The organism is Georgenia satyanarayanai (assembly GCF_009193135.1).
Lineage (GTDB): Bacteria > Actinomycetota > Actinomycetes > Actinomycetales > Actinomycetaceae > Oceanitalea > Oceanitalea satyanarayanai.
The window spans coordinates 29,270-54,538 of the sequence record NZ_VUKC01000004.1; the positions used below are offsets into that span (position 1 = coordinate 29,270).

21 protein-coding genes and 1 pseudogene are annotated in these 25,269 nt (G+C 71.8%); 7 read left to right on the forward strand and 15 right to left on the reverse strand.

The window, feature by feature from the left end; genetic code table 11:
• Positions 1–477: 477 nt before the first annotated feature.
• The gene (locus GD632_RS06795; protein ID WP_152190215.1) at positions 478–1,707 is read left to right on the forward strand and encodes a toxic anion resistance protein; all 1,230 of its coding nucleotides are present in this window, start codon (positions 478–480) and stop codon (positions 1,705–1,707) included.
• 2 nt (positions 1,708–1,709) lie between these two features.
• The gene (locus GD632_RS06800; protein ID WP_152190217.1) at positions 1,710–2,495 is read left to right on the forward strand and encodes a hypothetical protein; all 786 of its coding nucleotides are present in this window, start codon (positions 1,710–1,712) and stop codon (positions 2,493–2,495) included.
• A 36-nt stretch (positions 2,496–2,531) separates the two neighbouring features.
• On the opposite strand, the gene GD632_RS06805 is transcribed toward GD632_RS06800, so the two are convergent.
• Positions 2,532–3,287, reverse strand: coding sequence for a hypothetical protein (locus GD632_RS06805; protein WP_152190219.1), 756 nt, complete (start codon positions 3,285–3,287; stop codon positions 2,532–2,534).
• 86 nt (positions 3,288–3,373) lie between these two features.
• Complete coding sequence (locus tag GD632_RS06810) at positions 3,374–4,942, reverse strand: HD domain-containing phosphohydrolase (RefSeq protein WP_152190222.1); 1,569 nt, start codon at positions 4,940–4,942, stop codon at positions 3,374–3,376.
• Positions 4,943–5,111: 169 nt separating this feature from the next.
• Between GD632_RS06810 and GD632_RS06815 the strand changes: the two genes are divergently transcribed.
• The gene (locus GD632_RS06815) at positions 5,112–6,191 is read left to right on the forward strand and encodes a class I SAM-dependent methyltransferase (protein WP_152190224.1); all 1,080 of its coding nucleotides are present in this window, start codon (positions 5,112–5,114) and stop codon (positions 6,189–6,191) included.
• A gap of 47 nt (positions 6,192–6,238) precedes the next feature.
• Here the strand turns inward: GD632_RS06815 and GD632_RS06820 are convergent, their stop codons facing one another.
• From GD632_RS06820 to GD632_RS06830, 3 genes are all read right to left on the reverse strand, one after another.
• The gene (locus GD632_RS06820) at positions 6,239–6,820 is read right to left on the reverse strand and encodes a TetR/AcrR family transcriptional regulator (RefSeq protein WP_152190226.1); all 582 of its coding nucleotides are present in this window, start codon (positions 6,818–6,820) and stop codon (positions 6,239–6,241) included.
• A 101-nt stretch (positions 6,821–6,921) separates the two neighbouring features.
• Positions 6,922–8,478 carry an MFS transporter gene (locus GD632_RS06825; RefSeq protein ID WP_152190228.1) on the reverse strand — a complete coding sequence of 519 codons (1,557 nt, stop codon included), beginning with the start codon at positions 8,476–8,478 and terminating at the stop codon, positions 6,922–6,924.
• A 173-nt stretch (positions 8,479–8,651) separates the two neighbouring features.
• The gene (locus GD632_RS06830) at positions 8,652–9,548 is read right to left on the reverse strand and encodes an alpha/beta fold hydrolase (RefSeq protein WP_152190230.1); all 897 of its coding nucleotides are present in this window, start codon (positions 9,546–9,548) and stop codon (positions 8,652–8,654) included.
• A 99-nt stretch (positions 9,549–9,647) separates the two neighbouring features.
• Here GD632_RS06830 and GD632_RS06835 point away from each other — a divergent pair, with 99 nt between their 5' ends.
• On the forward strand, positions 9,648–10,211 hold the full coding sequence (locus tag GD632_RS06835; RefSeq protein ID WP_152190566.1) for a CGNR zinc finger domain-containing protein: 564 nt from the start codon (positions 9,648–9,650) through the stop codon (positions 10,209–10,211).
• Positions 10,212–10,268: 57 nt separating this feature from the next.
• Here GD632_RS06835 and GD632_RS06840 read toward each other — a convergent pair whose 3' ends face one another.
• Positions 10,269–11,072, reverse strand: a complete 804-nt coding sequence (locus GD632_RS06840) for an isocitrate lyase/PEP mutase family protein (protein WP_152190232.1) — start codon at positions 11,070–11,072, stop codon at positions 10,269–10,271.
• A gap of 75 nt (positions 11,073–11,147) precedes the next feature.
• Here GD632_RS06840 and GD632_RS06845 point away from each other — a divergent pair, with 75 nt between their 5' ends.
• Positions 11,148–11,891 (forward strand): SDR family oxidoreductase, encoded by a 744-nt coding sequence (locus tag GD632_RS06845; RefSeq protein WP_152190235.1) that lies wholly within the window; start codon positions 11,148–11,150, stop codon positions 11,889–11,891.
• On the opposite strand, the gene GD632_RS06850 is transcribed toward GD632_RS06845, so the two are convergent.
• The 3 genes and pseudogenes from GD632_RS06850 to GD632_RS06860 all read right to left on the reverse strand — a co-directional run.
• A complete protein-coding gene (locus GD632_RS06850; RefSeq protein ID WP_226924699.1) occupies positions 11,888–12,586 on the reverse strand; it encodes a hypothetical protein in 699 nt (232 codons plus the stop codon). The genes GD632_RS06845 and GD632_RS06850 overlap by 4 nt on opposite strands.
• The gene (locus GD632_RS06855) at positions 12,583–13,218 is read right to left on the reverse strand and encodes a TM7S3/TM198-like domain-containing protein (RefSeq protein WP_152190237.1); all 636 of its coding nucleotides are present in this window, start codon (positions 13,216–13,218) and stop codon (positions 12,583–12,585) included. Before GD632_RS06855 ends, GD632_RS06850 begins: the two co-directional genes overlap by 4 nt.
• Positions 13,219–13,349: 131 nt before the next feature.
• A pseudogene (locus GD632_RS06860) lies at positions 13,350–13,775 on the reverse strand (AAA family ATPase); the annotation flags it as partial.
• A 244-nt stretch (positions 13,776–14,019) separates the two neighbouring features.
• On the opposite strand from GD632_RS06860, the gene GD632_RS06865 reads away from it, so the two are divergent.
• Positions 14,020–14,673, forward strand: coding sequence for a hypothetical protein (locus GD632_RS06865; RefSeq protein ID WP_152190240.1), 654 nt, complete (start codon positions 14,020–14,022; stop codon positions 14,671–14,673).
• A gap of 41 nt (positions 14,674–14,714) precedes the next feature.
• On the opposite strand, the gene GD632_RS06870 is transcribed toward GD632_RS06865, so the two are convergent.
• The 6 genes from GD632_RS06870 to GD632_RS06895 form a co-directional block, all read right to left on the reverse strand.
• On the reverse strand, positions 14,715–17,219 hold the full coding sequence (locus GD632_RS06870) for an AAA family ATPase (RefSeq protein ID WP_152190242.1): 2,505 nt from the start codon (positions 17,217–17,219) through the stop codon (positions 14,715–14,717).
• 6 nt (positions 17,220–17,225) lie between these two features.
• Positions 17,226–17,756 (reverse strand): DUF421 domain-containing protein, encoded by a 531-nt coding sequence (locus GD632_RS06875; RefSeq protein ID WP_152190245.1) that lies wholly within the window; start codon positions 17,754–17,756, stop codon positions 17,226–17,228.
• Positions 17,757–17,861: 105 nt separating this feature from the next.
• Positions 17,862–18,380: a DUF421 domain-containing protein gene (locus GD632_RS06880; RefSeq protein ID WP_152190247.1), complete on the reverse strand. Its 519-nt coding sequence runs from the start codon at positions 18,378–18,380 to the stop codon at positions 17,862–17,864.
• A gap of 107 nt (positions 18,381–18,487) precedes the next feature.
• On the reverse strand, positions 18,488–18,883 hold the full coding sequence (locus tag GD632_RS06885; RefSeq protein ID WP_226924703.1) for a VOC family protein: 396 nt from the start codon (positions 18,881–18,883) through the stop codon (positions 18,488–18,490).
• Positions 18,884–18,924: 41 nt separating this feature from the next.
• Positions 18,925–20,619 (reverse strand): M14 family metallopeptidase, encoded by a 1,695-nt coding sequence (locus GD632_RS06890; protein WP_152190249.1) that lies wholly within the window; start codon positions 20,617–20,619, stop codon positions 18,925–18,927.
• Between the two features lie 45 nt (positions 20,620–20,664).
• Positions 20,665–22,518 carry a hypothetical protein gene (locus GD632_RS06895; RefSeq protein ID WP_152190251.1) on the reverse strand — a complete coding sequence of 618 codons (1,854 nt, stop codon included), beginning with the start codon at positions 22,516–22,518 and terminating at the stop codon, positions 20,665–20,667.
• A 178-nt stretch (positions 22,519–22,696) separates the two neighbouring features.
• On the opposite strand from GD632_RS06895, the gene GD632_RS06900 reads away from it, so the two are divergent.
• Entirely contained in the window at positions 22,697–25,231 is a 2,535-nt protein-coding gene (locus tag GD632_RS06900; protein WP_152190253.1) for a M15 family metallopeptidase, read from the forward strand.
• The last annotated feature ends 38 nt before the right edge of the window (positions 25,232–25,269 follow it).

The window sequence follows — 25,269 nt, forward strand, 5'->3', positions numbered from 1 at the left end:
TGTTCGGGCGAAGCGACATAGTCCTATCATCGACTGAGTTTGGCAACCTCTGACTCATCAAAGCGAATTAGACCCGAAGGCCTCCGGTTTGGATTGGTTTCGAGTGAACGCAACCGGAAGGAAGGACCGGGTCGAAGGTCTCATTGAAGCGCAGACAACTCGCCCTACTCCCGGTGGGTCGGCTGACCCGTCGCACCTGTCTGCCGCGGAGACAGCCGCCGTGGCGGGTGGCGCGTGGCGCGACAATGGTGTGCGGAACTGAACGCACAGTCACGCTGACACTGCTGAACACACCTCGGCGATGCCGAGCGGTCCGGACATGGTACGTGGCACCGGCTTCAGCACACCGCGGGCGCACGAGGTTCGGAACACCGAGGGCGGCGCGGCCGTTCTATTTGTGACAGGGGCGAATTCTGACGTTGCACGCGGCGACCTGAGAGACTGCCGGTAGCCCCGAGACGCCCGAGGAGACACGGAATGTCGAACCCGCTCGACCTTGGCCAGAACCAGACCCCCGCCGTCGAGGACCCGCTGCAGCTCGAGCCGCCTGCGCCGGCGGCCGAGGTGGAGGTGCGCGAGCCGGAGAAGGTCGGCGGCGTCATCCTCGTGGACGCGGAGACGCAGCAGAAGCACGCGGACACGGCCCGCGAGTTCCTCGACGACCTCCTCGCCGCGCCCCTGCACAGCCCCGAGTTCCAGACGAAGGTCGCGCAGCTGACCAAGCTGGGCGAGGACACGATGCGGCAGGCGGGGGACTCCTCCAACCGCATGCTCCAGCGGCCGGCAGCCGCTGCGTCGGCGTCCGGGGAGGATCCGGCGTCGAGAACCGGAGCGAGCCTCGCCGAGCTGCGGCAGATCGTCTCTGATCTCGACCCCAAGCGCCACGACCTCACCGGCGGCAAGCGGCTCCTCAAGTTCCTGCCCAAGGGCAACGCCATCGAGCGGTACTTCCGCAAGTACGAGTCCGCGCAGGACCAGCTCGACGCCATCACCAAGGCGCTCAAGGGCGGCCAGGACGAGCTGCGGATGGACAACGCCGCCATCCAGACCGAGCGCGACGCGCTGTGGGCGGCGCTAGGGCAGCTCGCCAACTACGCCGTCCTCGCCCGCCACCTCGGCGACGGGCTCGAGCAGCGCATCGCCACCCTCCGCACCGAGGGCAAGACCGACGACGCCACCACCCTCGAGACCGACGCGCTCTTCTACGTCCGCCAGCGCCACCAGGACCTCATGACCCAGATGGCGGTCTCGGTCCAGGGCTACCTGGCCCTCGACGTCGTCAAGAAGAACAACACCGAGCTCATCAAGGGCGTCGACCGCGCGCTCGACACGACGATCGCAGCGCTGCGGGTGGCCGTGATCGTGTCGCAGGCGCTCGCCCAGCAGCAGATCACGCTGGCGCAGATCGAGGCGCTCAACTCGACGACGTCGGACATGATCCTCTCGACCTCCGAGCTGCTGCGGTCCCAGGGCGCCGCCGTCCATCAGCAGGCAGCGCAGGCCACCGTCGACCCGGCCAAGCTCCAACAGGCCTTCGACAACGTCTTCCAGGCGATGGACGAGATCGACCGGTACAAGGTCGAAGCGACGCGGTCCATCAAGCAGACGGTCGAGGTGCTCGAGGGGCAGGTTGGCCGTGCCCGGCTGCAGCTCGAGCGCAGCCACTCCTCCGACGCCTCGACCACGGATCCGGATGTGAGGAGCTGACCATGTCGCGGTTGACCCTGGGCAACGTCATCAAGGTCGGCGCCGTCGTCGTCTTCTTCCCCCTGCTGGCCTACCTCGTGCTCCTCATCGGCGGCGTGAAGAAGAAGCTGCGTGTGGTGCTCGAGGGCCTGCTCTACGCGGCGGGATTCACGGCGGGCATCTTTGCGCTCGACGTCATCGGCGTCGGCGGCGTGCTCGCCCTCGCCTCGATGGGTGCCTCGGGCGTCCGTGCCTGGCACCTGCGCGACCTCTGGCTGCCGGCCCGACGACGGTGGTGGCACCGGTTCACCGGGACCGAGTCGCACGAGCTCGTCCAGACGTCGCCGCCGCCGGAGGCCGCGCTCGAGGGCGCGGACGGCCGGGTTGCCGCGCTCGGCTGGGTCGGCGCGCTCGGGCAGCAGAGCCGGATGCGGCTTCCCTCGAACGCCTACGTCACCTTCCAGCGGACGCTCCGCCTGCTGGGCGACGTCGTCGAGGCGGAGCGTCGTGAGCCGTCCCGTGACGCGCGCTTCGAGTACGAGCTGGACGCCATGGTGCGCGAGTACCTGCCCGGCGTCCTGCGCGGCTACCTCGCTATCCCGCCGACCATGGTGGAGACCCGCCAGCCCAACGGGCGCACCCCGAACGAGGAGCTCGCCGAGCAGCTTCACCTCCTCGCCGGACAGGCCGAGGCCCTGCACGCGAGCCGGCAGAGCCGGGTCCCGGCGCAGCTGACCACCACGGGCAACTTCCTGCGGGAGAAGTACGGGAACCTTCATAAGGAAGCGTTCGACTTCGGGGTCAAGTAGGCCGCGGCGACGGCGTTGCTCGCGCCGTCGGATCCCTCAGGCGAGCTGGCGCGGAGTGCCTGTCATCTCGTCCAGCGGCCCGACATGCCTGGCGGGATCGAACGTCTCGAAGACGGCAGTCCCGACGAAGAAGATGCCGCGCTGTGGCATCGGCACTTGGGCCAGGTGCGCCTGCCGGTCGAGCGGCGCGGGGGAGCCCAGGTCCAGCCCGCGCCACCGGGCGCTCGACGACGCGACCAGCCACATGTGCCTCGGGGCGGCGCGGAACCACTGGCCGTTGGGCGCCGTGCCCTGCAACGCCACCCGCCCCGACCCGAGCAGCGGGCCCGCCGCGGTGGCCATGACGGACAGCACCCGAGCGTCGCTCCACCACCGGGTGGACATGGCAGCCGCGCAGGCGCTCATCAGACGGGTAGCGGCGGTGGAGCGGAGTGCGAGGTGCCACTCGAGCTCGTCCTCGATGGTCACCGTGAGCGTGCCCGGGCCGCTCCACGTGACCTCGATCGGTTGCGGGGCGGGGATCTCGGCGGCCGCGGCGGAGAAGTACCGCGGACAGCTGCGCTCGGGTGGGGCGTCGGTCTGGATGACCCAGGCCCCGTCGGGCGACCGGACGGACACCGAGGCGTACGGCGGGCCGATGGTGGTGGCGGGCCAGCAGCGCAGCGCGAGGACGTGACCGGTGCTGAACGGGAGCGCCATCACGCCGAAGCCGGCGAAGTGCTCGTGCTGCCCGTCGAACGTGGCGGCGCGCTCAGCGGCTGCGTGTGCGGCGGCCCTCGGGTCGAGGTTCATGGCTGGTCCACCTCTGGTCGTTGGTGAGGAGCCCAGCCTCCTCCCGGCGAGCAGCCGGGTCGTGAGGCGGTCGCCCCAGAACCCGGTCAGCGGGTGGGCGGCTCGGGCTGGGCAAGCCCCGCGTGCACGGCGTAGAGCCCTGCGCCGACCCGGTTGGTGGCCCCGATCTTGAGGTAGATGTGCTCGACGTGGTTGCGCACCGTCTTCTCCGAGAGGAACAGCTCCTCGGCGATCTCCCGGTTCGAGCGCGCCCGGGCCACGAGCCGCAGCACCTCGACCTCGCGGGTGGTCAAGCCGTCCGGCCACAGGCCCCTGCGCCGGGGCCGGCGGCCGGTGACCTCGAGCACTGCCTCCACCGAGGGCGGGTCCAGGCGCCCCGCTCGCGCCTCCGCACGGATCCGGCGCACGGCGTCGTCCTCGGTGAGAGGGGGTCGGTGCGGCCGTTGCTCGAGCGAGGTGTGGAAGCTGTCGGCGGCCGCGAGTAGCCGTTGAGCGGCTCCGAGCGACTCACCGTGCACCCCCTGCGGGTAGCCGGTCCCGTCCTGTCGTTCGTGGTGGGTCGCCGCGATCGCCGCCTCCCGCTCGAGGCCGCCGACCCGGCGCAGGATGCGTTCGGTGAAGTACGGGTGCAGGCGCACCCGCTCCCACTCGGACGTGGTGAGCGGGCCCGGCTTCTCCCAGATCGCGTTGGACACCCCGAGGCGGCCCAGGTCGTGCAGGAGCCCGGCCCGCCCAAGCCGGACCACCTCGTCGTCGGCCAGTCCGAAGCTCGCGCCGGCCTGCGCCGCCAGGGCGGCGACCCCGCGGGAGTGGCCCAGCGCGAAGGGGAACTTGAGATCGGCGAAGTCGCCGACGGCGGTGACGAGGCGGTCCAGCTCCTCACCCAGGAGCAGCCGGCTCCCGTCGGGGTCCTCGTCCAGGGCCGCCTGCCACACGTCGTCGGTGTCCATGACGTCGCGCCAGCCGGTCGACTCGGAGAGGAAGGCGTCGGCGACCGCCGGGTCGAACTGGGTCCCGCGCCGCGAGCGCACCATCTCCGCGCAGGCCTTCCACCCTCGCGTGCGTAGCCACACCTCGGCGATGTCGGCGAGCTGCGCGACCCGCATCTCGAGCGCCATCTCCTCCCCGCGGACACCGTCGGGCACGCCCTTGCCGTCCCACCGCTCGAAGGTGTGGGCCAGCGTCCGCACCACGTCCGGCGACAGGCCGACGTCCTCGGCCAGCAGCCGGGCGGAGGCGCAGTGCGAGCGAGCCAGCGCCAGCAGGTCTCCGCGGGACCGGGTGAGCAGGTTGGTGAGCAGCCACGCCCGCTCCGGCGCCGGCCGGTTGCTGCCCACCTGACGCAGAAGCAGCCGCAGGTAGGGCAGCCCGATCCACTCGACGTCGTAGTGGGCGGCCCGGGCGGCGATGTCGTCACCGAAGATGGCGGCGTACTCGTGGGAGTCGGCGTGGCAGCCGATCCAGGACACCAGGCTGACGTAGTAGATCGTCGCCCGTTCCTCGGCGCTCAGGCCCAGCCGGTCCGCGAGCCTCGTCGAGAGCAGCGCGGCACGCAGCATGTGCTCCATGGGCTGCCCCAGGCCCAGGTCGATGGCCATCGAGAGAGCGGCGAGCAGCTCCGCTCGCCGCGGTGCCGATGGTGCCGTCCTGTCCATGGCAGTCCCGTCCTCGCGGTGGTGCCCCGACGCCCCGATCCTCCCAGGCGCCGCGCCCCACCGACACCCCCGGAATTGGGGCGCCCGCCCCATGTGCCGGGCACCGCGCCGGTCGCACAGTGGGACGCAGGTCGGGCACGGTGCCCGGGCCGCGACGAAGGAGAGTGTCATGACCACGATCGAAGAACCGGTGGCCGTCGACGAGGAGAAGCTGATGAGCTTCGTGTTCGCCGCTGTGGGGGAGGTGGGTGCCGCGCTCAACAGCGCGCTGGTCGTCATGGGCGACAAGCTCGGCTGGTACCGGAGTCTCGCCGACGAGGGCCCGGCCACCCCGGCGGAGCTGGCCGACCGCACCGGGACCGACGCCCACTACACGCGCGAGTGGCTCAACGCCCAGGCCGCCGGCGCCTACGTCGACTACGACGCCGAGAGCGGGCGGTACACGCTGCCGCCCGAGCACGCGGTCGCGCTCGCCGACGAGTCGAGCCCGGCGTACCTCCCGGGCCTGTTCCAGATCGCCCACGGCACGATCAGGGGTACCCCCGCGATCATCGAGGCGGCCCGCATCGGCGGCGGGCACGGCTGGCACGAGCACAACGGTGACGTGCACGTCGGCTGCGAGCGGTTCTTCCGGCCGAGCTATGCCGCCTACCTCGTCGACGCATGGCTGCCGGCCCTGGACGGCGTCGTCGACAAGCTCCGGAGTGGCGCGCGGGTGGCGGACGTCGGCTGTGGCCACGGGGCCTCCACCATCCTCATGGCGCAGGCCTTCCCGGCCTCGACGTTCCTCGGGACCGACTACCACCATGAGTCGATCGAGACCGCACGCGACCGTGCGGCCGCCGCCGGGGTCGGCGACCGGGTCCGCTTCGAGGTCCGGCCGGCCACCGAGTCCGCGGGCACCGGCTACGACCTCGTGACCATGTTCGACTGCCTGCACGACATGGGTGACCCGCAGGGGGCCGCGCTCACCGTGCGCGAGTCCCTCGCCGACGACGGCACGTGGATGGTCGTCGAGCCGGCGGCGGGGGACAGGGTCGAGGAGAACCTCAACCCTGTCGGGCGGGCCTACTACGGGTTCTCCACCCTGCTGTGCACGCCGGCCTCGCTGGCCCAGGACGTCGGCACGGCCCTGGGAACGCAGGCGGGCCCCGCGCGGATCGAGCAGATCACCCGCAAGGCCGGCTTCACCGGGTTCCGGTTGGCCGCGCAGACCCCGTTCAACAACGTGCTGGAGGTGAGGCCGTAGCGCCCGGTCGCCGACGCGACCCCGCCGGGTACCCGGTCGCCGGCGTGTCAGAGGGGCGTGGAGAAGGTGCCGTCCGTGGCGAGCTCCAACAGCAGGCGGCGAGCAGACTCGATGCTCGCGGCGTCCTCGTCACCGAGCAGGACGGCAGTGGCGACCCCCTCGGCGGCTCGCCGCACGATCTGGATGCGTTCGGCGCTCAGCCCGTCGAGGGCGAACTGCTCGCTCCACCACGCACTGTGCTCCTGCGCGACGGCGGCCGCGGCGGGGATCGCGTGGAGACCGGTCCAGGTGGCCGCTGACGTGAGGTCGCGCGCCGCGTCAGCATCCGAGCTCCCCGCGCAGAGTGCGCGGATGTAGGCACGGAGCATCTTGCCGGGGTAGTTCTCCGACAGGTCGAGGTGAGCGAGGACCGCCTCCCGGAAGCGTTCGTGCACGTCCTGCACGACGGCGGTCACCAGCTGGTCCCGGCTGCCGAAGTGGTGGATCAGACCGCTCTTCGACACACCGGCGGCCGTGGCGACCTGACCCAGGGTGACGGCGGCGCCCTTCTCCAGGATCACCTGGGTGGCCGCGTCGAGCACGGCACGCCGGGTGCGCTCGGTGTTGCGCGTCGGGCGCCCCTCGGTCATCGGTCCATCCGTTCTGCTTCGCCACCAGTACTGACCAGCCGGTCGATCGTACGACGCAGGAGTGCCGCTGGTACCGCCGCGCGCGGCGGTACCAGCGGGACTCAGTGCACGAGCTCGCGCTCGTGCTCCGCAGCGAGATCCGCGTTCGCGGCTGCACCGCGGAGCGTGACCAGGGTCCAGATCGCGGTGAGGACCATGAGCGCTGCCCCGGCGATGCCGGTGACGGTGATCGCATCGGTGAACGCATTCTCGGCGGTCTCGAGGACGGACGCCCCGGCACTGCCGCCGACCTCGGCCGACACCAGGAGGGCTTCCGCCATCGTCGAGGACGCCCGGTCGGCAAGGTCCGCAGGCAGGTCGAGCGCTGCCGTGCCGGCCGTGACCACCCGGGTGTACCAGGCGACGAGCACCCCACCCAGGACGGCGGTGCCGAGCGTCGTGCCGAGCTCGTACGCGGTCTCCGAGGTCGCGGCGGCCTGTCCAGCACGGTCGGGCTTGACCGAGCTCATGATGATGTCGTTGCTCAACGCCAGGCCCACACCCGCGCCCAGGGCGACCAGCGCGAGGGCGGTCGCGATGAGAAGGGGGCTCGACGTCGGCGTGAGGAAGATCGTCAGGCTGAACCCGACCGCGGCGATGACAAGGCCGGAGGCCATGACGTAGGCGGGCAGGAAACGCTTGACGAGCACGGCCGCGGCGAACGCGGCGGTCGCGGCGAGGACCGCCTGGGGGATCAGCCAGACCGACGCCTGGAGCGGGTTGAGTCCCAGGACGAGCTGAAGGTGCTGGACGAGCGCGACCAGCGCGCCGACCATCGCGAAGACCGAGAGCAGGTCCGCGACCACGGCGCCCCGGAAGTAGCGCACCTTGAACAGCCTGACCTCGAGGAGCGGCGTGGGAAGGGTGAGCTGCCGACGGACGAACAGGCCGACGGCGACCAGGCCGACGACGAGTGCCGTCATCCCCAGAGCGGTGTCCTTGCCACCGGTCAGAGTCTTGATGGCGTACACCGTGCCGATCATGCCGACGAAGGAGAGCGCGACGCTGGGGAGGTCGATCCGGTGCAGGTCGGGGTTGCGGCTCTCGGGCAGCAGGACCGGGCCCAGGACGAGCAGGGCGAGCATGACGGGGATGTTCATGAGGAACGCCGCCTGCCAGCTGAAGGTCTCGATGACCCAGCCGCCGACGATCGGCCCGACCGCGGCGCCGACCGACGCCATCGCGGCCCAGGCGGCCATCGCGTAACGGCGCTGCTGCCGGTCGAGGAACATGTTGCGCACCAGGGACAGCGTCGACGGCATCATGATCGCGCCGCCCACCCCCAGGAGTGCCCGAGCGCCGATCAGCATCCACGGTGCTGTCGCCAGCGCTCCGAGCGCCGACGCCATCGCGAAGATGACCGCGCCGATGAGCAGGTTCCGACGCCGTCCGAAGCGGTCGCCCAGCGTGCTCATCGCGACGAGCAGGCTGGCGAGGACGAGCGAGTAGATGTCGATCATCCACAGCTGCTGGATGCCCGTGGGGCTGAGCTCGGCGGAGATCGCGGGCAGGCCGAGGATCAGCACGGTGCCGTCGATGGTGATGAGAAGAAGGGGCAGGACGAGTACGGCAAGACCCATCCAGGTCTTGGCGGTGGCCTTCGGGGGTGCGTGACTCATGGGTTCCTCGCCAGGTGGGAGTGGGTGGCTGTGACGACGGTACAGCACGATCGGTCGGTAAAACATTCCCACCGGTCGGCGTAGCCGTACGAGCATGAGTCTGCGCGTGCCGTCAGGCTCGCAGTGGAGTCAGCGACTCCGCGGCCGCGGTGCTCACCTGCCCCTGCGCCTCGCTATCGCGGAGCTCCCACGGCGGCTGGGGGCGCCGCGGGGACTGCGGAGAGGAAGCCGCGGATGAGGCCGGCGACCTCGTCCACGGCACTCTCGAGGAGGAAGTGCCCGCCGGCCAGGAGGTGGATCTGCGCCTCGGGGAGGTCGCGAGTGAAGGCGCGTGCGCCTTCGGGGCCGAAGATCTCGTCGCCCTCGCCCCAGACGGCGAGCAGTGGCACCTGACTCTCCCTGAAGTACTCGTGCAACCTGGGGTAGAGGGCAACGTTGGCCGCGTAGTCGCGAAAGAGCGCGAGCTGGACACGGTCGTTGCCCGGGCGGGAGACGAGAGCGTGGTCGTGCCGCCAGGTCTCCGGGTCCACCAGGGTGGGATCGGTGACGCCGTGGACGTACTGCCAGCGGATCGCGTCGATGCTCAGCGCCTCGCGCATTGCGGCCTCCGTCGTCGCGGTCTGCTCGCGCTGGTAGGCAGTCACCGGCTCCCAGAAGCTCTCGACGAAGCCCTCCTCGTAGGCGTTGCCGTTCTGCGTGATGATCGCGGTGATCGCCTCCGGTCGCCGCAGCGCCAGCCGCCACCCGATGGGTGCGCCGTAGTCCTGGACGTAGATCGCGTAGCTGGCGATGTCGAGCTCGTCGAGGAGTGCCTCGGTGAGATCGGCCAGGGCGTCGAAGGAGTACTCGAACTCCTCCACGCCGGGCGCCGCGGACAGGCCGAAGCCAAGGTGGTCCGGCGCGACGACGTGGAACCGATCTGCCAGCAGCGAGATCAGGTGGCGGAACATGAACGAGCTCGTCGGGTAGCCGTGCAGCAGGACGACTGTCCGGGCGCCCGGGTCACCCGCCTCCCGGTAGAAGAACTCGTACCCGTTGACCACCCGGGAGCGGTGGTGGACATCGACCATGATCTAACCCCTTTTCGAGAGTGAAGTGGTTAGACAGACGGTACGGAGGTGCATCTAACCTGTCAACGCTCCGGTATCGGTTATACGATGACTCGCGTGATGACCGTTCCCGACGACGAGGCGCTGCTCCTGGAGCTGCTCAACACCACTCCCGTGGAGAACGGCGCGCCGACCGACGCCCTGTCCGACGACGACGCTGCGGCCGCCTGGACGAGCGCCCGCGGCGGTACCGGCACGGCCGGTGAGGTGGCGACGGTCCGCAAGGTCCGCGAGGCGCTGCAGGGCGTCGTCCGTGGGGACGAGCCGCCGGAGCGTCTGGCACCCTTCCTCGTCGGCGCGGCGATGATCCCGTCGTTCGTGTCCGGCCGGCTTCATTGGCAGCTCGAGGCGCCCGCGGACCAGGCCTTCGCAGTCCGGGCCGTGCTCGCCTGGCATGCCCTGGAGGACACGCGGCCAGGCCGGCTGCGCGCGTGCGGCAATCCCGACTGCCGCCTCTTCCTCATCGACCGCAGCCACGGAAACCGGGCGCAGTGGTGCTCCATGGCCGTGTGTGGCAATCGGATGAAGGCGCGACGGCACTACGAACGCAAGCGTCAGACGACGCAGGACCGGCACGGTGCGGTCGGGGGCGCCGACGGCGGGTCGGGCGAGCCCGGGGTGTGACTGCCTCGGGTGGGGATGGGCGACTCACCCTGCCTGTCGACAGGAGGCCACGACATCTCAGTTGAGCGCGCGGGTCGACTCGGGGATCACGCCGTCGGCGTAGAGGCTCTTGGCGAGGTCCTGCAGGGCGGTGAGGGCAACCCGCTGGGTGGTGGGGCCGTAGGAGATGCGGGCGACGCCGAGGGCCTCGTACTCGGCGGCGGTGAGTGCGCCGGGCAGGCCGATGACGCTGACCTTGCGCTCGCCGATGCCCTCGACGAGCCGGCGGGTGACGTCGGCGTCGAGGACCCCGGGGACGAAGACGATGTCGGCACCGGCGTCGAGGTAGGCGCGGCCGCGCTCGACGGCGTCGGCGACGGAATCTTCCATCGGGCGGTCGCCGCCGCGCACGATCGCGTCGGTGCGGGCGTTGAGGGAGAAGGGCACGCCCTCGGCCTCGCCGGCGGCGACGACGGCCGCCACGCGGGCCGCTGCCTCGGCGACCGGGCGCAGGCGGTCCTCCATGTTGGCGCCGACGATGCCGGCGCCGATGGCGCGGCGGGTGGTCTCGCCGGTGTCCTCGTAACCGTCGTCGAGGTCGGCGGTGACCGGCACGTCCCCGGCGGCCGCGACGATGCGGCCGACCATGTCGAGGGTGAGGTCGAAGGGGATGGTGCCGTCCGGGTAGCCGAAGGTGGCGGCGATCGAGTGGCCGGCGGTGGCGATGGCCCTGGTCTCCGGCAGGGCGAGGATCGCCTTCGCCGAGACGACGTCCCAGACGTTCACCACCCGCAGGATCTCGGGCGCCGCGTGCAGGGCGGACAGGGTGCGCGCGCGGTCGGCCGGGGAGGTGGTGGGCTCGTTCGAGGTCTGGGAGGTCATCCGGCCACGCTAGCGGCGCGTGTGGCGCGTGGGAAGGCGGCTCCCGACGGACGGTCGGTGTGCTTCGATCTGGCCATGAGAATCGCTGTGGCCGGTGGCACCGGCGTCGTCGGCAGGCACGTCGTGGACGCCGTGTCCGCCTCCGGGCACGAGCCCGTGGTGCTCGCCCGCTCGCGCGGCGTGGACCTGACGACCGGCGCGGGACTGGACGACGCGCTCGGCGGCGTGACCGCCGTCGTCGACGTCAGCAACGTGACGACGCTGTCCCGGCGGACCGCCGAGCGGTTCTTCGTCCGCGCGAGCGAGAACCTTCTTTCCGCTGGGCGGCGCGCCGGGGTGCGCCACCACGTGCTGCTATCGATCGTCGGCGTCGACCGGTGCCCGCTCGGGTACTACCGCGCCAAGCTGCGGCAGGAGGCCGAGGTGCTGGCCGGTCCGGTGCCCGCGACGGTGCTGCGGGCGACCCAGTTCCACGAGTTCGTCGACCAGACGCTGGCGCGTGTGCCGGGGCCGGTCGCCGTCGTCCCGCGCATGCGGATGCAGCCGGTGGCGGCCTCGGAGTTGGCGGCGCACCTCGTCGAGGTCGCCGTCGGGGAGCCGGAGCGGCGCGCGGCGGACCTCGCGGGGCCGGAGGTGCACGAGATCGTCGACCTCGCCCCGCAGGTGACGGCGGCGAGGGGGCTGCGCCGGCGGGTGCTGCCGGTCCGGATGCCCGGGGGAGCGGGACGGGCGATGACGGACGGCTCGCTGCTGCCGACCGAGGACGGGCCGCGGGGGCGGATCACCTTCCGGGAGTGGCTGGACGCCGAGGTCCGCTAGGAGTCGCGTCCCGCCTCAGGCGTGTGGACGGGGCCAGCCCGCCGCTGCACCACCGGGGCGAGGACCACGAGGGCGGTAGCCGCGAGCACGTGCCACACGGCGTGGCCCTGCCACAGGCTGTCCGGCACGCAGAGCGGCCCGCCGGCCCGCGACAGGGTGCCGATGAGACCGCCGAGGGCGAGGAGCGACACCGCCCAGCCGACCCGTCGGCGTGCCGGCGGCTGGGCGCGGGCGCGGACCCGGGTCAGCGCGACGGCGACGACCGCGACGAGCACCTGAGCCAGGTCGCCCGCGCGAGGAGCGAGGACGATGAGCGGGACGAGGGCCAGGGTCGGCAGTGCCCACCACCACCACAGCCGGGGGCGTCCGGTGAGGGCGGCGGCGGAGTCCGCCGCGACGAACGCCAGGGTCGCGAGGAGGGGGAGGTCGTGTGCGAGGTCGGCGTAGGCCGGGTCCGGCCCGTGCTCGACGAACGACCCGATGCCGATCCCGGCCACAAGGGCGGGGTAGCCGAGTGCTCGTGGCCCCGTGGTGACGGTGGCCGCGCCGTCGCTCATCGCACCCTCGTGCCGGCTGCCGCGAAGCGGGCGAAGGTACCCCACCGCGATCACCACGCCGGCGACCACGAACGCGAGGCTGCTCACCGCGGACACCGGCTCCAGGAGGAGGCCGTCGCCGAGCGGCTCGCAGGTCACCGGCTCGACGCCGCCCAGGACTGTCGCACGGTGCCCCGTTGGCCGCGCCGGGAGCGGCGCAGCTGGACGACGATGCCGACGACGGCGAGCACGAGGTACCCGAGGTACCAGGCGGGATGGTCCGCCAAGGAGACGTCGGCGCGGACGAGGGACTCGACGTCGCGCATGTCGAGCAGCAGCATGAGCCCGGCGATGGTGATGCTCGCGCCGGCGAACGCGCTGATGACGACGAGCACCAGCTCGGGCAGGTTGGTCGCGATCGCGATCACGGCGAGCACCACACCACCGACGACTCCGGCCGCGGTCAGCACCCACGGTTCCTCGGCGCCGACGGCGGCAGCGACCGTCTGCCCGAGGACGAAACCCATCGCCCCGAACCCGAGGACCACGGCGACGGCGTAGAACAGGTAGGCCAGCGCCGCGAGCACCAGCGCCCCGACGATCGCTGCGGCCCAGCCGGCGACGGTGCCCAGGTACTCCTGGCCCGTCAGCTGCGTCACAGCGACGGCACCGACGCCGAAGCCGATGAAGGCGCCCCAGATCGCGAGGAGGATCCGCAGCGCGCCGCTCCCGCGGAAGCAGAGGAGCAGACCGAGCAGCACAGCGAGGACTCCGGTGATGACGTCGCTCATCGGGACCTCGGCTCACGACAATCCATGTCGCCCATCTTCCCGGTGCGCCGCGGTGGATGCAGCCTGTGCTGGGCGGGGGCATCCTCGGGACCGGCTTGGACGCGGACCTCAGCGGCCCGCATGGAGGCGTCGAGGTGCCCGGCCAGGTGCCGGCCGGTGGTGCTCGTCCCCTCCTCGGCGACGCGTGCAGGCGTGCCGACCGCGACGATCCGGCCGCCGGCCTCGCCGCCGCCCGGACCCATGTCGATGACGTAGTCGGCGTTCGCGACGAGGTCGAGGTCATGCTCGATCACGATGACGATGACGATGACGATGACGATGACGATGACGATGACGATGACGACGACGACGACGACGATGACGATGACGATGACGATGACGGTCGCGCCGCGGTCGGTGAGCCGCTGGAGCACCTGGAGCAGCGTGCGCACATCCAGCGGGTGCAGGCCGACACTCGGCTCGTCGAGGACGAAGACGGCGTCGGACTGGTCGCGGTGCAGCTGGGTGGCGAGCTTGAGGCGCTGGGCCTCGCCGCCGGACAGCGCCGGGGTCCCTTCGGGGGTGAGGGTGCATCCAGCCACCATGCAGGGCGACGCCTGCTCCAATTCGAAGGATCGGGACCCCTTCTCCGCCATACGCGCTGGGCGTACTATCGGCCCATCACGTTCGGGGCTCACGATGACTCAGCAGCGTCAAGGTACGTATTGGGTGTTGGACAGTCCGATTCCTTCGCGTGCGCGGGCGACACCCTGGCATCACTGGACCCACCACACAGCGAAGGCGGCTCGCAACGCCTGGGCCATGTTTGTGGCGCTGGGCAGGGCGGGGAGCGCGACGTCGGAAGACCGGCCTCCGCTCGATCTCTACTCGGTGCGTTACGGACGGCTCGTCGACGACGACACGACGTTCCCGGAGCAGGGTATTCAAGAGGGCGACGTGCTCGTGCTCCTCGTGGACGACATTGAGGGCCACTTGTTGGAGTTCCTCGATGCATCCAGAGGGGGCCTTCGAGAGAGCCTTCCCACTGATCTGCCGATCAAGGGGTGGCACCCGTACGAGGAGGTTCTCATGGCAGTAGAAAGGCGCGAGCACAGCGGCGGCATTCACATCGGCCAGGTCGTTGGAGACATCGGCATCCTGGCCGAACGCATCGAGGGCTCCGTGGTGCAGGTCAACAAGGCTGCGGTCGATGACGAGCTCAAGGAGCTGATGCGACAGCTCGGCGAGCAGGCCACCTCCCTGCTCGAGTCGACAGCGCTGACTGACGACGAGAAGGCTGCGGTCTCTGTCAAGGTCGAGGATGTTGCCACGGAGGCCGCGAAGTCCCCTGCCGAGCGCGCGAAGGCTCGGTGGCGGGACGCGTTGGACAGTCTCCTCTCGTATGCGAAGAAGGTCGGGGACGCAGGTACGTCGCTCGCGACGCTGGTGGCCCAGATCGGTCAAGCACTCGGCTGAGGCATGCCGTCCAGCCTCGGGACGAGTCGGCCTTTCGACTACTAGCGAGTCGCCTTCCGGCCCAGGTGCTCGCGGAGGTACCGGCCGGTCACGCTGGACCCGTCGTCAGCGACACGGTCCGGGGTGCCGACCGCGACGATCCGGCCGCCGGCCTCGCCGCCGCCGGGGCCCATGTCGATGACGTAGTCGGCGTTGGCGACGAGGTCGAGGTCGTGCTCGATGACGATGACGGTCGCGCCGCGGTCGGCGAGCCGCTGGAGGACGTGGAGCAGCGTGCGGACGTCGAGCGGGTGGAGGCCGACGCTCGGCTCGTCGAGGACGAAGACGGCGTCGGACTGGTCGCGGTGGAGCTGGGTGGCGAGCTTGAGGCGCTGGGCCTCGCCGCCTGATAGCGCCGGGGTGTCCTCGCCGAGCGTGAGGTAGCCGAGGCCGAGGTCCGCGAGAGCCTGCAGGCGGCGGCGGACCTTGGCGATGTCGCCGACGGCGTCGATCGCCTCGTCCACCGTGAACCCGAGGAGGTCCGGAAGAGAGAGGCCGTCGCGGAGGATCTCCTCCGCCTCGGGGGCGTAGCGCGAGCCGCCGCAGTCGGGGCAGGGGACGTCGACATCGGGCAGGAACTGGACGTCGAGGGTCACCTGGCCGGTGCCGTCGCAGCGCGGGCAGGCGAGGGAGCCGGTGTTGTAGGAGAAGTCCGAGGCGGTGAGGCCGCGGCGCTTGGCCTCGTCGGTGGCGGCGTAGGCCTTGCGGAGGTCGTCGTAGACGCCGGAGTACGTGGCGACCGTCGAGCGGACGTTGATGCCGATCGGCGTCGCGTCGACCGTGTGGACGCGTCTGATGCCGTCCGCCTCCGCGGACCGCACGTGACGGGGGAGCCGCGCTGCGCCTTCGTCGTCCGCGACGGCGGTGAGGGCGGGGACGAGCGACTCGAGGACCAGGGTGGTCTTGCCGGAACCGGAGGCGCCGGTGACGGCGACGAGCCGACCGCGGGGGATGTCGACCTCGAGGGGGTGGACGGTGTGGATGGCGTCGGTGGCGAGGTGGAGGCGGCCGTTCTCGAACATCTCGGCCTCACCGGCGCGCTCGCGGACGACGACGGGCTCCTCGCCGGTGAGGAAGCCGCTGAGCAGGGAGTCGGGGCTTCCCGCGAGGTCCGCGGCGGTGCCCTGCGCGATGACGCGGCCGCCGCCGGTGCCCGAGCCGGGGCCGATCTCGACCAGCCAGGACGCCTCGCGCAGAATCTGGACGTCATGGTCGACGAAGACGACGGAGTTGCCGTCGGCGAGGAGGTCGCGCATGACACCGAGCAGGCCGTCGACGTTCGAGGGGTGCAGGCCGATGGACGGCTCGTCGAGGACGTAGAGGACGCCGGTGGTGCGGTTGCGCACGGCGCGGGCGAGCTGGACGCGCTGGCGCTCGCCGGTGGAGAGGGTGGAGCCGGCGCGGTCGAGGGTGAGGTAGCCCAGGCCAAGCTCGACGAGGCGGCGGGCCATGCGCTGGAGGGTGTCGACGAGACCGCCGGCCATCTCGTGCATGGTCCGCGGCAGGGTTGCGGTGACGGTGGGCGCCCAGGCGACGACGTCGTCGAGGGTCATGGCGGTGACGTCGGCCAGGCCGAGCTCGCCGATGCGGGGGAGGCGGGCGCGCTCGCTGAGGCGGGTGCCGTCGCAGGTGCGGCAGGTCCCCTCGGTGAGGAAGCGGGACACGCGCCTCAGGCGCTTCTCGTCGGTGGCGCGCTTGAGCTCCTCGGTCACGGTGAGGCGCGCGTTGCGGAAGGTGAAGTTGAGGTCGTGGACGTTCTTCTTCGTGGCGAAGGTGATGTGCTTCTTCTCCTCCGGGCCGTTGAGCACGATCTCCCGCTCCCAGTCCTCCAGGTCGCGGAAGGGCACGTCGGTGCGGACGCCGAACTCGCGCACGATGGCCGGCTGGACCTTGAAGTTGAACATCTGCCAGGGCACGACGGCGCCGTCGTCGATGGTCCTGGACTCGTCGGGGACGAGGGCGGCGTCGTCGACGTCGCGGACGACGCCGGTGCCGGTGCACGTGGGGCAGGCGCCCTCGGAGTTGAAGGCGAGCTGCTCGGCCCCCGGCGCCTCGACCTCCGCGCCGCACTCCTGGCAGGTGAAGGGGACCTCGGCGGCGACGTCGATGGTCGGCGGGACGCGGTGGCCGTTGGGGCACACGTGCGAGGCGAGTCTCGAGAACATCAGGCGGATGACGTTGAGCAGCTCGGTGGACGTGCCGAAGGTGGAGCGCACGCCCGGCACGCCGGGGCGCTGGCGCAGGGCGAGGGCGGCGGGGACGTGCTCGACCGAGTCGACGGCGGCGCGCGGGGCGTGGGCCATGCGGCGCCGGGTGTAGGTGGACAGGGCCTCGACGTACCGCCGTGAGCCTTCCGCGTAGAGGACGCCGAGGGCGAGAGAAGACTTGCCCGAGCCCGACACCCCGGCGATCGCGACGAGCTCACGCAGCGGGATGTCGACGTCGACGTCCTTGAGGTTGTGGACGCGGGCGCCGCGGACGGAGATGTGGTCGGGGAACGAGGTCATCGGCCGTTACCGCGCGTGGCGCTCGACGAAGGGCATGACGCTCGAGCCGTCGCCCATGGCGTCGGCGCTGATGACGCCGAGGGAGCCGTCCTGCTGGAGGATGACCGCCTTCGCGTCGGCCAGGGAGCCCCTGCTCGACTGTCTCGCGGCGGCGTGGACGTCGTCCTCGGTCAGCCGGTGCCGGTGCAGCGCGCGGTGCTGCATCTCGCCGTCGTAGTAGAGCAGGACCGGGGGCGAGTCGAGCGCCTTCCGCACGCGGGGCGACCGGGCGCGCGCCGCGGCGAGCAGCCACTGCAGCGCGATGAGGAGCGCGAGGGCGATGAGCGCCTGGGCCAGGGACACGTCGACGGCGGTGATCGTCCTGCCGAAGGTGGACCCGAGGGTCACCGCGATGACGAAGTCCAACGGCGTCATCTTCGCCATCGTGCGCGGGCCCGTGCCGCGGACCATGAGGACGAGGGCGAGGTAGCCGACCGTGGCGATGAGCGCCGTGTGCACGACGGGCGTCCACCCGGTCCAGAGATACGAGATGTCCATACGGGAAGCCTCGCAGCGGGGAGCCGCGCGCGCAGGGTGGCCGCGTCGTCGAGCGGCGCGCCGATGTCGGCCGCGGCGGCCGTTCAGAGGGCCGACGGCGGGAGGTCAGGCGCGGCGAGATGTCTCGACGCCGTCGAGCGCGGTCCCGGCGCCCATCTTCCCCGCCGGGATGACGCTGAGCGATCCGTCGCTCTCGAGGACGACGGCGCCGATGTCGGCGAGGTCGCCGCTGCCCGAGGCGCGCACCGCCTGCCGGAGCTCGCCCATCGTCACGCGCTCCTCGCGCAGGGCCTGCTCCAGGGGGTGGCCGTCGCGCAGGAGCAGCGTGGGCTTCGCAGTGATGACCGAGCGGGTGCTCGGCACGCGGGTGGAGGTCCACGTGATGAGGAGCTGAAGGACGGTGAGGAGGCCGAACGCGGTGAACCCCTCGGCCCAGGAGACGTCGGAGTTGAGCAGGACGGTGGCGAGGGTCGAGCCGAGGGCGACGGAGACGATGAGGTCGAAGGCGTTGAGCTTGGACAGTGTCCGTTTGCCGGTGAGGCGCAGGACGAGGACCAGCGTCACGTAGGCCGCGGCGCCGACGGCGAGGATGCGGGCGATGTCGGACCAGGTGTCGAACCACATGGGGCAAGCCCAGCACGGGCGGGGCCGGGCGGCGAGCGCGGGCCAGGGTGTCACCGGCGGCCCCTAACGCAGCGGCGACCCTGCTCGGGCCGCCCACCACTGCGGCGTCAGGAGTCCTCGAGGACCGCGATGACGTTCCCGGCGGGGTCGCTGAACCAGGCGATGAGCGGACCGCCGCCACGGAAGATGCCCTGCTCGTCCGTCTCCATCGGCGTCCCCGCGTAGTGCAGGAAGGTGACGCCCCGTTCCTTGAGCGCGGCGACGGCGGCCTCGACGTCGGGCACCGGGAAGTTGAGCACGGTGAACGTCGCGGGCTCGTGCGTGTCCTTGGCATAGGCGAGCACGCGCGAGCCGCCGGGCAGGTCGATGAAGATCACGCCGTGCTCGCGGGCCTCCTCGACGGAGAGCCCGAGGGTGTCGCGGTAGAAGGACGCTGCACGGCCGGCGTCGTCCACGGAGAAGCTGGCGAAGGCGGTGGAGTTCTCGAACAGTGAGGTAGCCATGTACGTGGAGACCACCGGGAGCGGTCGAAGTCATCGGGGAGCTACGGCGTCGGGCGCTGGGCCGCGAGGGCGGCCGCCCCGGAGTCGGGCCCGAGGAGGACGAGGGCGACGGCGTCGGCGTAGGCCTTGAGCTCGCTCTCCCGGTCCGCCTTGGAGACCACGGAGCCGCCGGGCTCGGCCTTGGTGCCGTCGTACTGGTCGAGCGCGCGGTTGACCGGCGGCTCCACCGTGAAGACGCTGATGTCCTTCGCCGGCCCGTACAGGCCGAGCGAGACCCCCTTCTTGTTCGCGCGCTCCTTCCACGGCTTCGGCTTGCCCCCGGGGCCCATGTCCTCCCGCCAGGTGGCGTTCTCCTTGCCGACGCCCTCGTAGAGCCTGTTCCCGGTGACGGACGGCGAGGTCTGCTTCTTCGCGACGAGCGCGGCGGCCTTCGCCGCCTCGGCCTGCCTGGCCTTCTCCGCCGCCTTCTTCTCCTCGTCGGTCGTCGGTTCCTTCGCCGGCTTCTTCCGCGGTGCCGCGACGGTGAACGGGCGCCCCTTGAGCGATGCGCCGGTCGCCCGGCTCTGGATGGCGTAGGCGGTGGCGAGGGCGAGGTCGACGTCGTTCCGGGTGCGGGCGGTGTCCGCCTGCTCGGAGGCCTGCGTCAGCGTCTTGATCATCTGCTTCATCAGGGCCCGCTGCCCGGCCGCGCTCATCCCGCCCAGCGCCGCCAACGACGCGCTGAACGCCGCGACCGCCTCCATCGCCTTCGTCTTGGCCGGGCTGGTGAAGTGCGGGTCGGCGAAGACACCCGACGCCGAGGTGTCCTTGGTGCCGTGGATGCTGATGATGCGCGACGGGCGGAAGCGGTCGATGAGCTCCATGAGCATGACGTTCTCGGCGAGGATGGGGGACACCTTGACGGGCCCGTCGCCGCCGCTCGCCGTCGCCGTCGGGGCCGGGGCCGCCTTGAGCTCCTTCCCGGACGGGTCGAGCGCCTTGCCACCGGAGTAGGAGCCCACCGTGGCGTCCAGACGCGGGAAGTTGCGGTTGGTCTGCGTGCCTCGCTGCCGCTGGCCCTCCTCGCCCCACGCCGCGTCCGCGTGCTGCGGGAACAGCGAGGGGACCACGACGACGGAGTAGTGGGGCTGCTGCTTCTGCAGCGTCGCGAGCAGCGCCTGCGCCACCTCGATGCCCTGCCGCTCGCTGCCGTGCACGCCGGCGATGACCAGCGCCCGCTCGTCGCTCCTGCCCTTGATGAAGTGGACGACGATCGGCTGCGGCGCGATGTCCGCGGCCAGCGTCGGAGCCTCGGCCTTGGTGACGCCGCCGGACATGCCGAGCCGGCCGCTGAGGATCTTCAGGGCCATCCAGTGGTCGTCGGAGCTGGGCAGTGCCGTGCGGAGGACGGCCGTGAGCGCGGCCAGCTCGGTGGCGTCGAGGGCGCCGTCCTTGAACCGCTTCTGCCCGACGAGCGCGAAGATCGCCGACGGCGGCTGGCCGGCGGCCGCCTTGGCCAGCTCGTCGGAGAGCGGGGTGCGCTGGAGGACGGGCCGCAGGAGGCGCTGGACCCGCTGGTTGCCGATGGTGCGTTGGAGCCGGAGCGCCTGGGCGGCAGTCGGCCGCCCCGGGGCAAGGCCAGCGCCGAGCGTGCGGCCCGTACCGGTACCGGGCTCGTTCCTCGCCGACGGCGGCCGCGGACCGGTCACCACATGGCCGTCGCGCGGTTCGCGGGCCCGCCGCGGTGCTGCGTCCATGACCTCTCCGTCCTCGCGGTTGCACTGTCCGGCCAGCGCGCGGGCCTACTCGAGACCCCGGATGACGAGGTCGAACGGTGGCAGCTCGGAGACGGCGGTCGACTCCTTGACCACCTGCCGCGCGGCGGCCTCGAGCTCCGGGGTGAGCTTCGTCGGCAGCTCGACGTGGAGCGTGACCCGGTCGGGCGACGCCTTGAGCATCCGGTAGTAGACGTTCGGCTGCAGCGGGTCCGGGTCGCGGCTCGGCATCCTGGAGGACGGGTTGTGGACGTCGGCGTACATGTCGTTGAGCGCTCCTCGCACGGCCTTCTGGACTCCCGCCGCGTTGGCGTTCTCCGGCTTGACCGTCTTGATGCTGATCCACCGCCCACCCTTGATCGTCTGGTTGACGATGGTGACGCGGTTGTTCCTCGGCCCCTCGAAGGTCAGCTCCTCGGTCGCGACGCCACCCTCCACGCCGTCGTAGGCCTTGAACTTCGGCGGGGCGCTGCGGGCGTTCGGGTAGTCGCGCCGCAGGATCGGGCCCTCGGCGAGCTCGCCGAGGCTCGTCGCGTACCCGGAGCCCGGCGTGGGCGGCGGCATGCGGCCCTTGACCACCTGCGCGCCCCTCATCCACCGTGAGCTGAGAGTGGCCCCCCTCAGCGCCGTCAGCGACCGGATCGTCGACCCGTGTGCGATCGGGATGACGACGTCGAGGAAGAACTGGACGACGAAGATGCCGTCGCGGAGCACGTCGTCGAAGAGGACCGTCTCCTGTGCCTTGCGCACCTCCTGCTTCACCTGCCACAGCACCGGCAGCGTGCTCCGGTTCCGCACCGCGGGCCAGAGGAACCCGCCGGGCCCGGGCGTGGCCTGCTGGAACTGCAGCTCGGCCTCCTCCGGGCTCGAGCTGTCGTCCGAGATCGAGCTGATGTCGATCTCGACGTCGAAGAGGTTCCCGAACCGGACGATCCGGGAGAGGTCGCGGGGGTCGGCCACCCGGTACTTGGGCTGCCACGAGACCGTGCGCACCGTGGCGTCCACGTAGAGGCTGCGTGCCGTCGACGTCGTCGCGCGCTCCAGCAGGTACCGGATGCGGTCCGGGTCGCCGATCCCGTCCGCCGCCCGGAGGTTGTCGCGGATCCGCGGGACCACGCCCGGCGCCCCTCTGAGGAAGCGCAGCTGGTCGAACTCCTGCATGCCGTTGAAGGCGCGGAAGAAGTCTGCCCACGCGCCGCCCTCGACCAGGTCGATGAGACGCTGGTCCTGCGTGGAGGGCCCGGTGCCGCCCCGCTTGCGTTCCACCGCGACGAGGGCGCTGTCAGCGCCCGGGATCCCGCGGGCATCGTCCCGACGGTCGATGAGGGCGTCGAGGGCGTCCCGGTTGAGGGCGGTGACGAGCCCCGCGAGCTGTCCGGGAGTCGCGCGGCCGAGGATGGGGAACGCCCCGTCGGGCGCCGAGGTGAAGTCCCCGCTCCGGATCGCCCAGAGCAGCTTCTCGCTCATCTCCCGGAACGCCGCGCTCGTCGCCCCGGCGGCTGAGGCGTTGGTGAGAGCGAGGTGGATGCGCGGGCGGTCGAAGCCCCCGCCCTCCTCCTCCAGGTTGGCGGCCAGCTGCTTGCGCTCCCCGGCGGAGAGCTGGCGCAGCAGCCTCACCATGTCATCCATCGACAGGCCGTTGAGGACGTAGTACGCCCCCGGAGGGTCGGCCTGGCGCCAGTTGCCGGCGGCGGTGGCGGTCCTGACCCACGCGACCCTGTCGCCGAGCCAGCTCCGTTGCGCGACGAGCCGGGAGACGGCCCTGTTGCCGGCGAGGCGCTGGAGGCCGACGAGCGGGCCGAGCGCGGGCCGTGAGGGCGCGGGAGCAGGGCGCGGTCGGAGGGGCGTCGGATCGCGTCGGAGCTCGGGTGCCCCGTGCATAGGGCGGACGATACCGCCGTACGTTCCGCGGGAACGCGACCTGGCGGCACACCGCCTCTCGGGGCAGCACGGCGAGGCGGACCGGCGTGCCCAGGTGCGCGTCCGGGCAGCGCGTGCTGCCCGATCGTGCGCTCGCCCGCGCCTTGGCCGGCGCGTTGTGCGGCGGACACTGGAGAACGTGCGACCCCAGGGTCTGCGCCAGGTCGGTGCCGGTGCCGCGTCGACGACAGTCGGGCGGCGGCGCGGTAGCGGCACCGCGGCGGAGACCGCGCCGTCGGGGCCCCGCGGCACCGTCCGGGTGGACCGGCTCGACCCGGGCACGGTGCTCGCGACGCAACGTGCCGCCGGGAACCGCGCCGTCACGGGCCTGCTCACCCGCCGCCGTCGTCGGGTGCAACGCGCGCCGCTCGGCCCCACGCTGGACCCGAAGGGCTACACCCAGCCGCAGGGCGTGAGGAACGTGGCGAACAGCGGGACGACGCGGCGCGTGGTCACCGTGCCCGGGTTCGGCATCAGCGGCGGCTTCAAGGCCGAGTACACGCACCGGAAGAAGGACCCGACGACGGGCGAGCTCGTCGAGGTGCGTACGCCCAGCGCCGAGCGGCGGATGACGGAGCAGTCCCCGGACAACATGGCCGTCGTCGTCATGCCGGACGTCCTCGACAAGGACCGGCCGGTCCAGGTTGTGCTCCACTTCCACGGCTTCGGGTTCCGCGGCGGGACCGACCCGCACGCCGGGTACACCGTCGCGTCCGGGAGGTCCAAGGACCCCGCCCACGGGGCGCTCGGCACCGTCCGCGACGTCGACCAGGAGCACTGGTCCCAGCAGATCGGCGCGGTCAACGCCGCCCGCGGGGCCACCGGCCCGCAGACGGTCGCCGTGCTCGCCCAGGGGCGCGGCCGGTCGGAGTTCGGCACGGTCCCGACCTTCCCCTACGTGCGCGCGGTGCTCGACGCCGTCCCCGAGCTCGCCGGGGTGAGCGACTTCTCCCTCGTCCTGTCCGGGCACAGCGGGGGAGGGGCGACGCAGGTCGCGGGGAAGGTCGCCGACCTCCGTGCCGCTGCGGCGCCGCCCGCGAGCGGCGCGGCACCGGCCCGGCCCTCCGACGTCGTCGTCATGTTCGACGCCGAGGGGGTCGTCTCGGTGATGTCGTGGGTGGTGGGGAAGGTGCGCGAGCTCGCCGCCGGTCTCAAGGCGGACCCGGCCGGCGGGCAGGCGCTCATCGACGCCGCGCCGAGGTTCCGCGGGTACTTCGCCGAGTGGGGCAGCTACCGCACGCCGTACATCACCGCGAACCGCATGCTCAAGAAGGCCCTCGCCGCGGTGCCCGCCGAGTGGACCCTCGCCGGCGCGGGCCCCGGTACGAAGGTCGAGGACCTGTTCCGGATCATCGCGGTCCCCGGCGTCGGGCACGAGACGGTCATCTCCAAGACCGGTCCGGCGACGCAGGGTGCGCTCGCCGACGCGCTCACCGCCTCGACGTCGCCCACGAGCGACCGCGCGCAGGCCCTCCCCTGGGACGCGAGGACCGCACCGGAGCTCAAGGCCGCCAAGGCCGCGAAGACGAAGGCACCCGCGGTCCAGCCGCTCGCCCTCCAGCGCGACGACCCCACCGGGCAGGTCGCGGCCCCGCCCAAGCCCGCGCCCAAGCCGACGACGTGGAAGACGAGCAACGCCGCCGCGGACTACACGCTGACGACGGCGGACACCACCCTGCTCGCCTCGCAGACCGCCGCCGAGCGCGCCACCGACCGCGCCGCGTTCGGCAAGACCCAGCAGGAGCGGATCGCGGAGCTGACCAAGGCCGCGAAGAAGCGGCCGCTCACCCCGGAGGAGACCACCGAGCTCGCCGACCTCCAGGCCCTGCGGACGAAGGTGGAGAACGCCAACCGCGCCCTGCGCCGCAAGGACGTCGAGGAGATCCTCGACGACGCCGGCTTCACCGTGGCCGGCTGGTACGGCGACATCCAGAAGGGCAGCTTCCTCGGCATCCCGGTCACGGTGCACAAGAGCCTCGCGGGGCGCCTGACCCAGGCGGAGAACGCGCTCGTCGCGGACACCGCCGTCAACCCGAAGGGCGACGACGCGAAGACCCTCGGTGCCACCCTCGGCATGTACGGGACGGCCAGCGACCTGCGGGCGCCGAAGAACGCCGTCGGCGGGTCGAGCCTGAGCCTGCACACCTTCGGGCTGGCGGTCGACCTCAACTACAAGGGCAACCCGTTCCTCGGGAACCAGGGGAAGACGGCGCCCGCCGTCGTCGCCCGCGCGACGTCGCTGGTCAACGGCACCTCCGTGGACGTCCTCACCGATCTCGGCGACGCCCAGGCCTCCTTCACCGCGCTCAAGGCGGCCAACGACGCGCTCAAGACGTACTTCTCCTACCGTGACGCGGCGAACCGGCCACTGCTGGACGCCAAACTCACCGGCCGCACCGCCGCCTCGGGGGAGCCGGCCGACGCCGCCGGCTGGCTCAAGGTCATCGAGGCGGACTACCTCGCGCTCAAGGACAAGGGCGACTTCAAGAAGCACAAGCCGCCGGAGGAAGGGTTCCTCGACCTCGACAAGCGGGTCGTCCTGGCCCTCACCGGCGCTGGCCTCACCTGGGGCGGGACGTACAGGACGGCGAAGGACATCATGCACTTCGACCTGCGCGAGGGCGACGGCGGCAAGGTCAACCGGGCGCGGATCGCGCACACCGACAACACGTAGCACGTCCCTTGACCGGCACCGGGAGCGCGAGGAGCCTG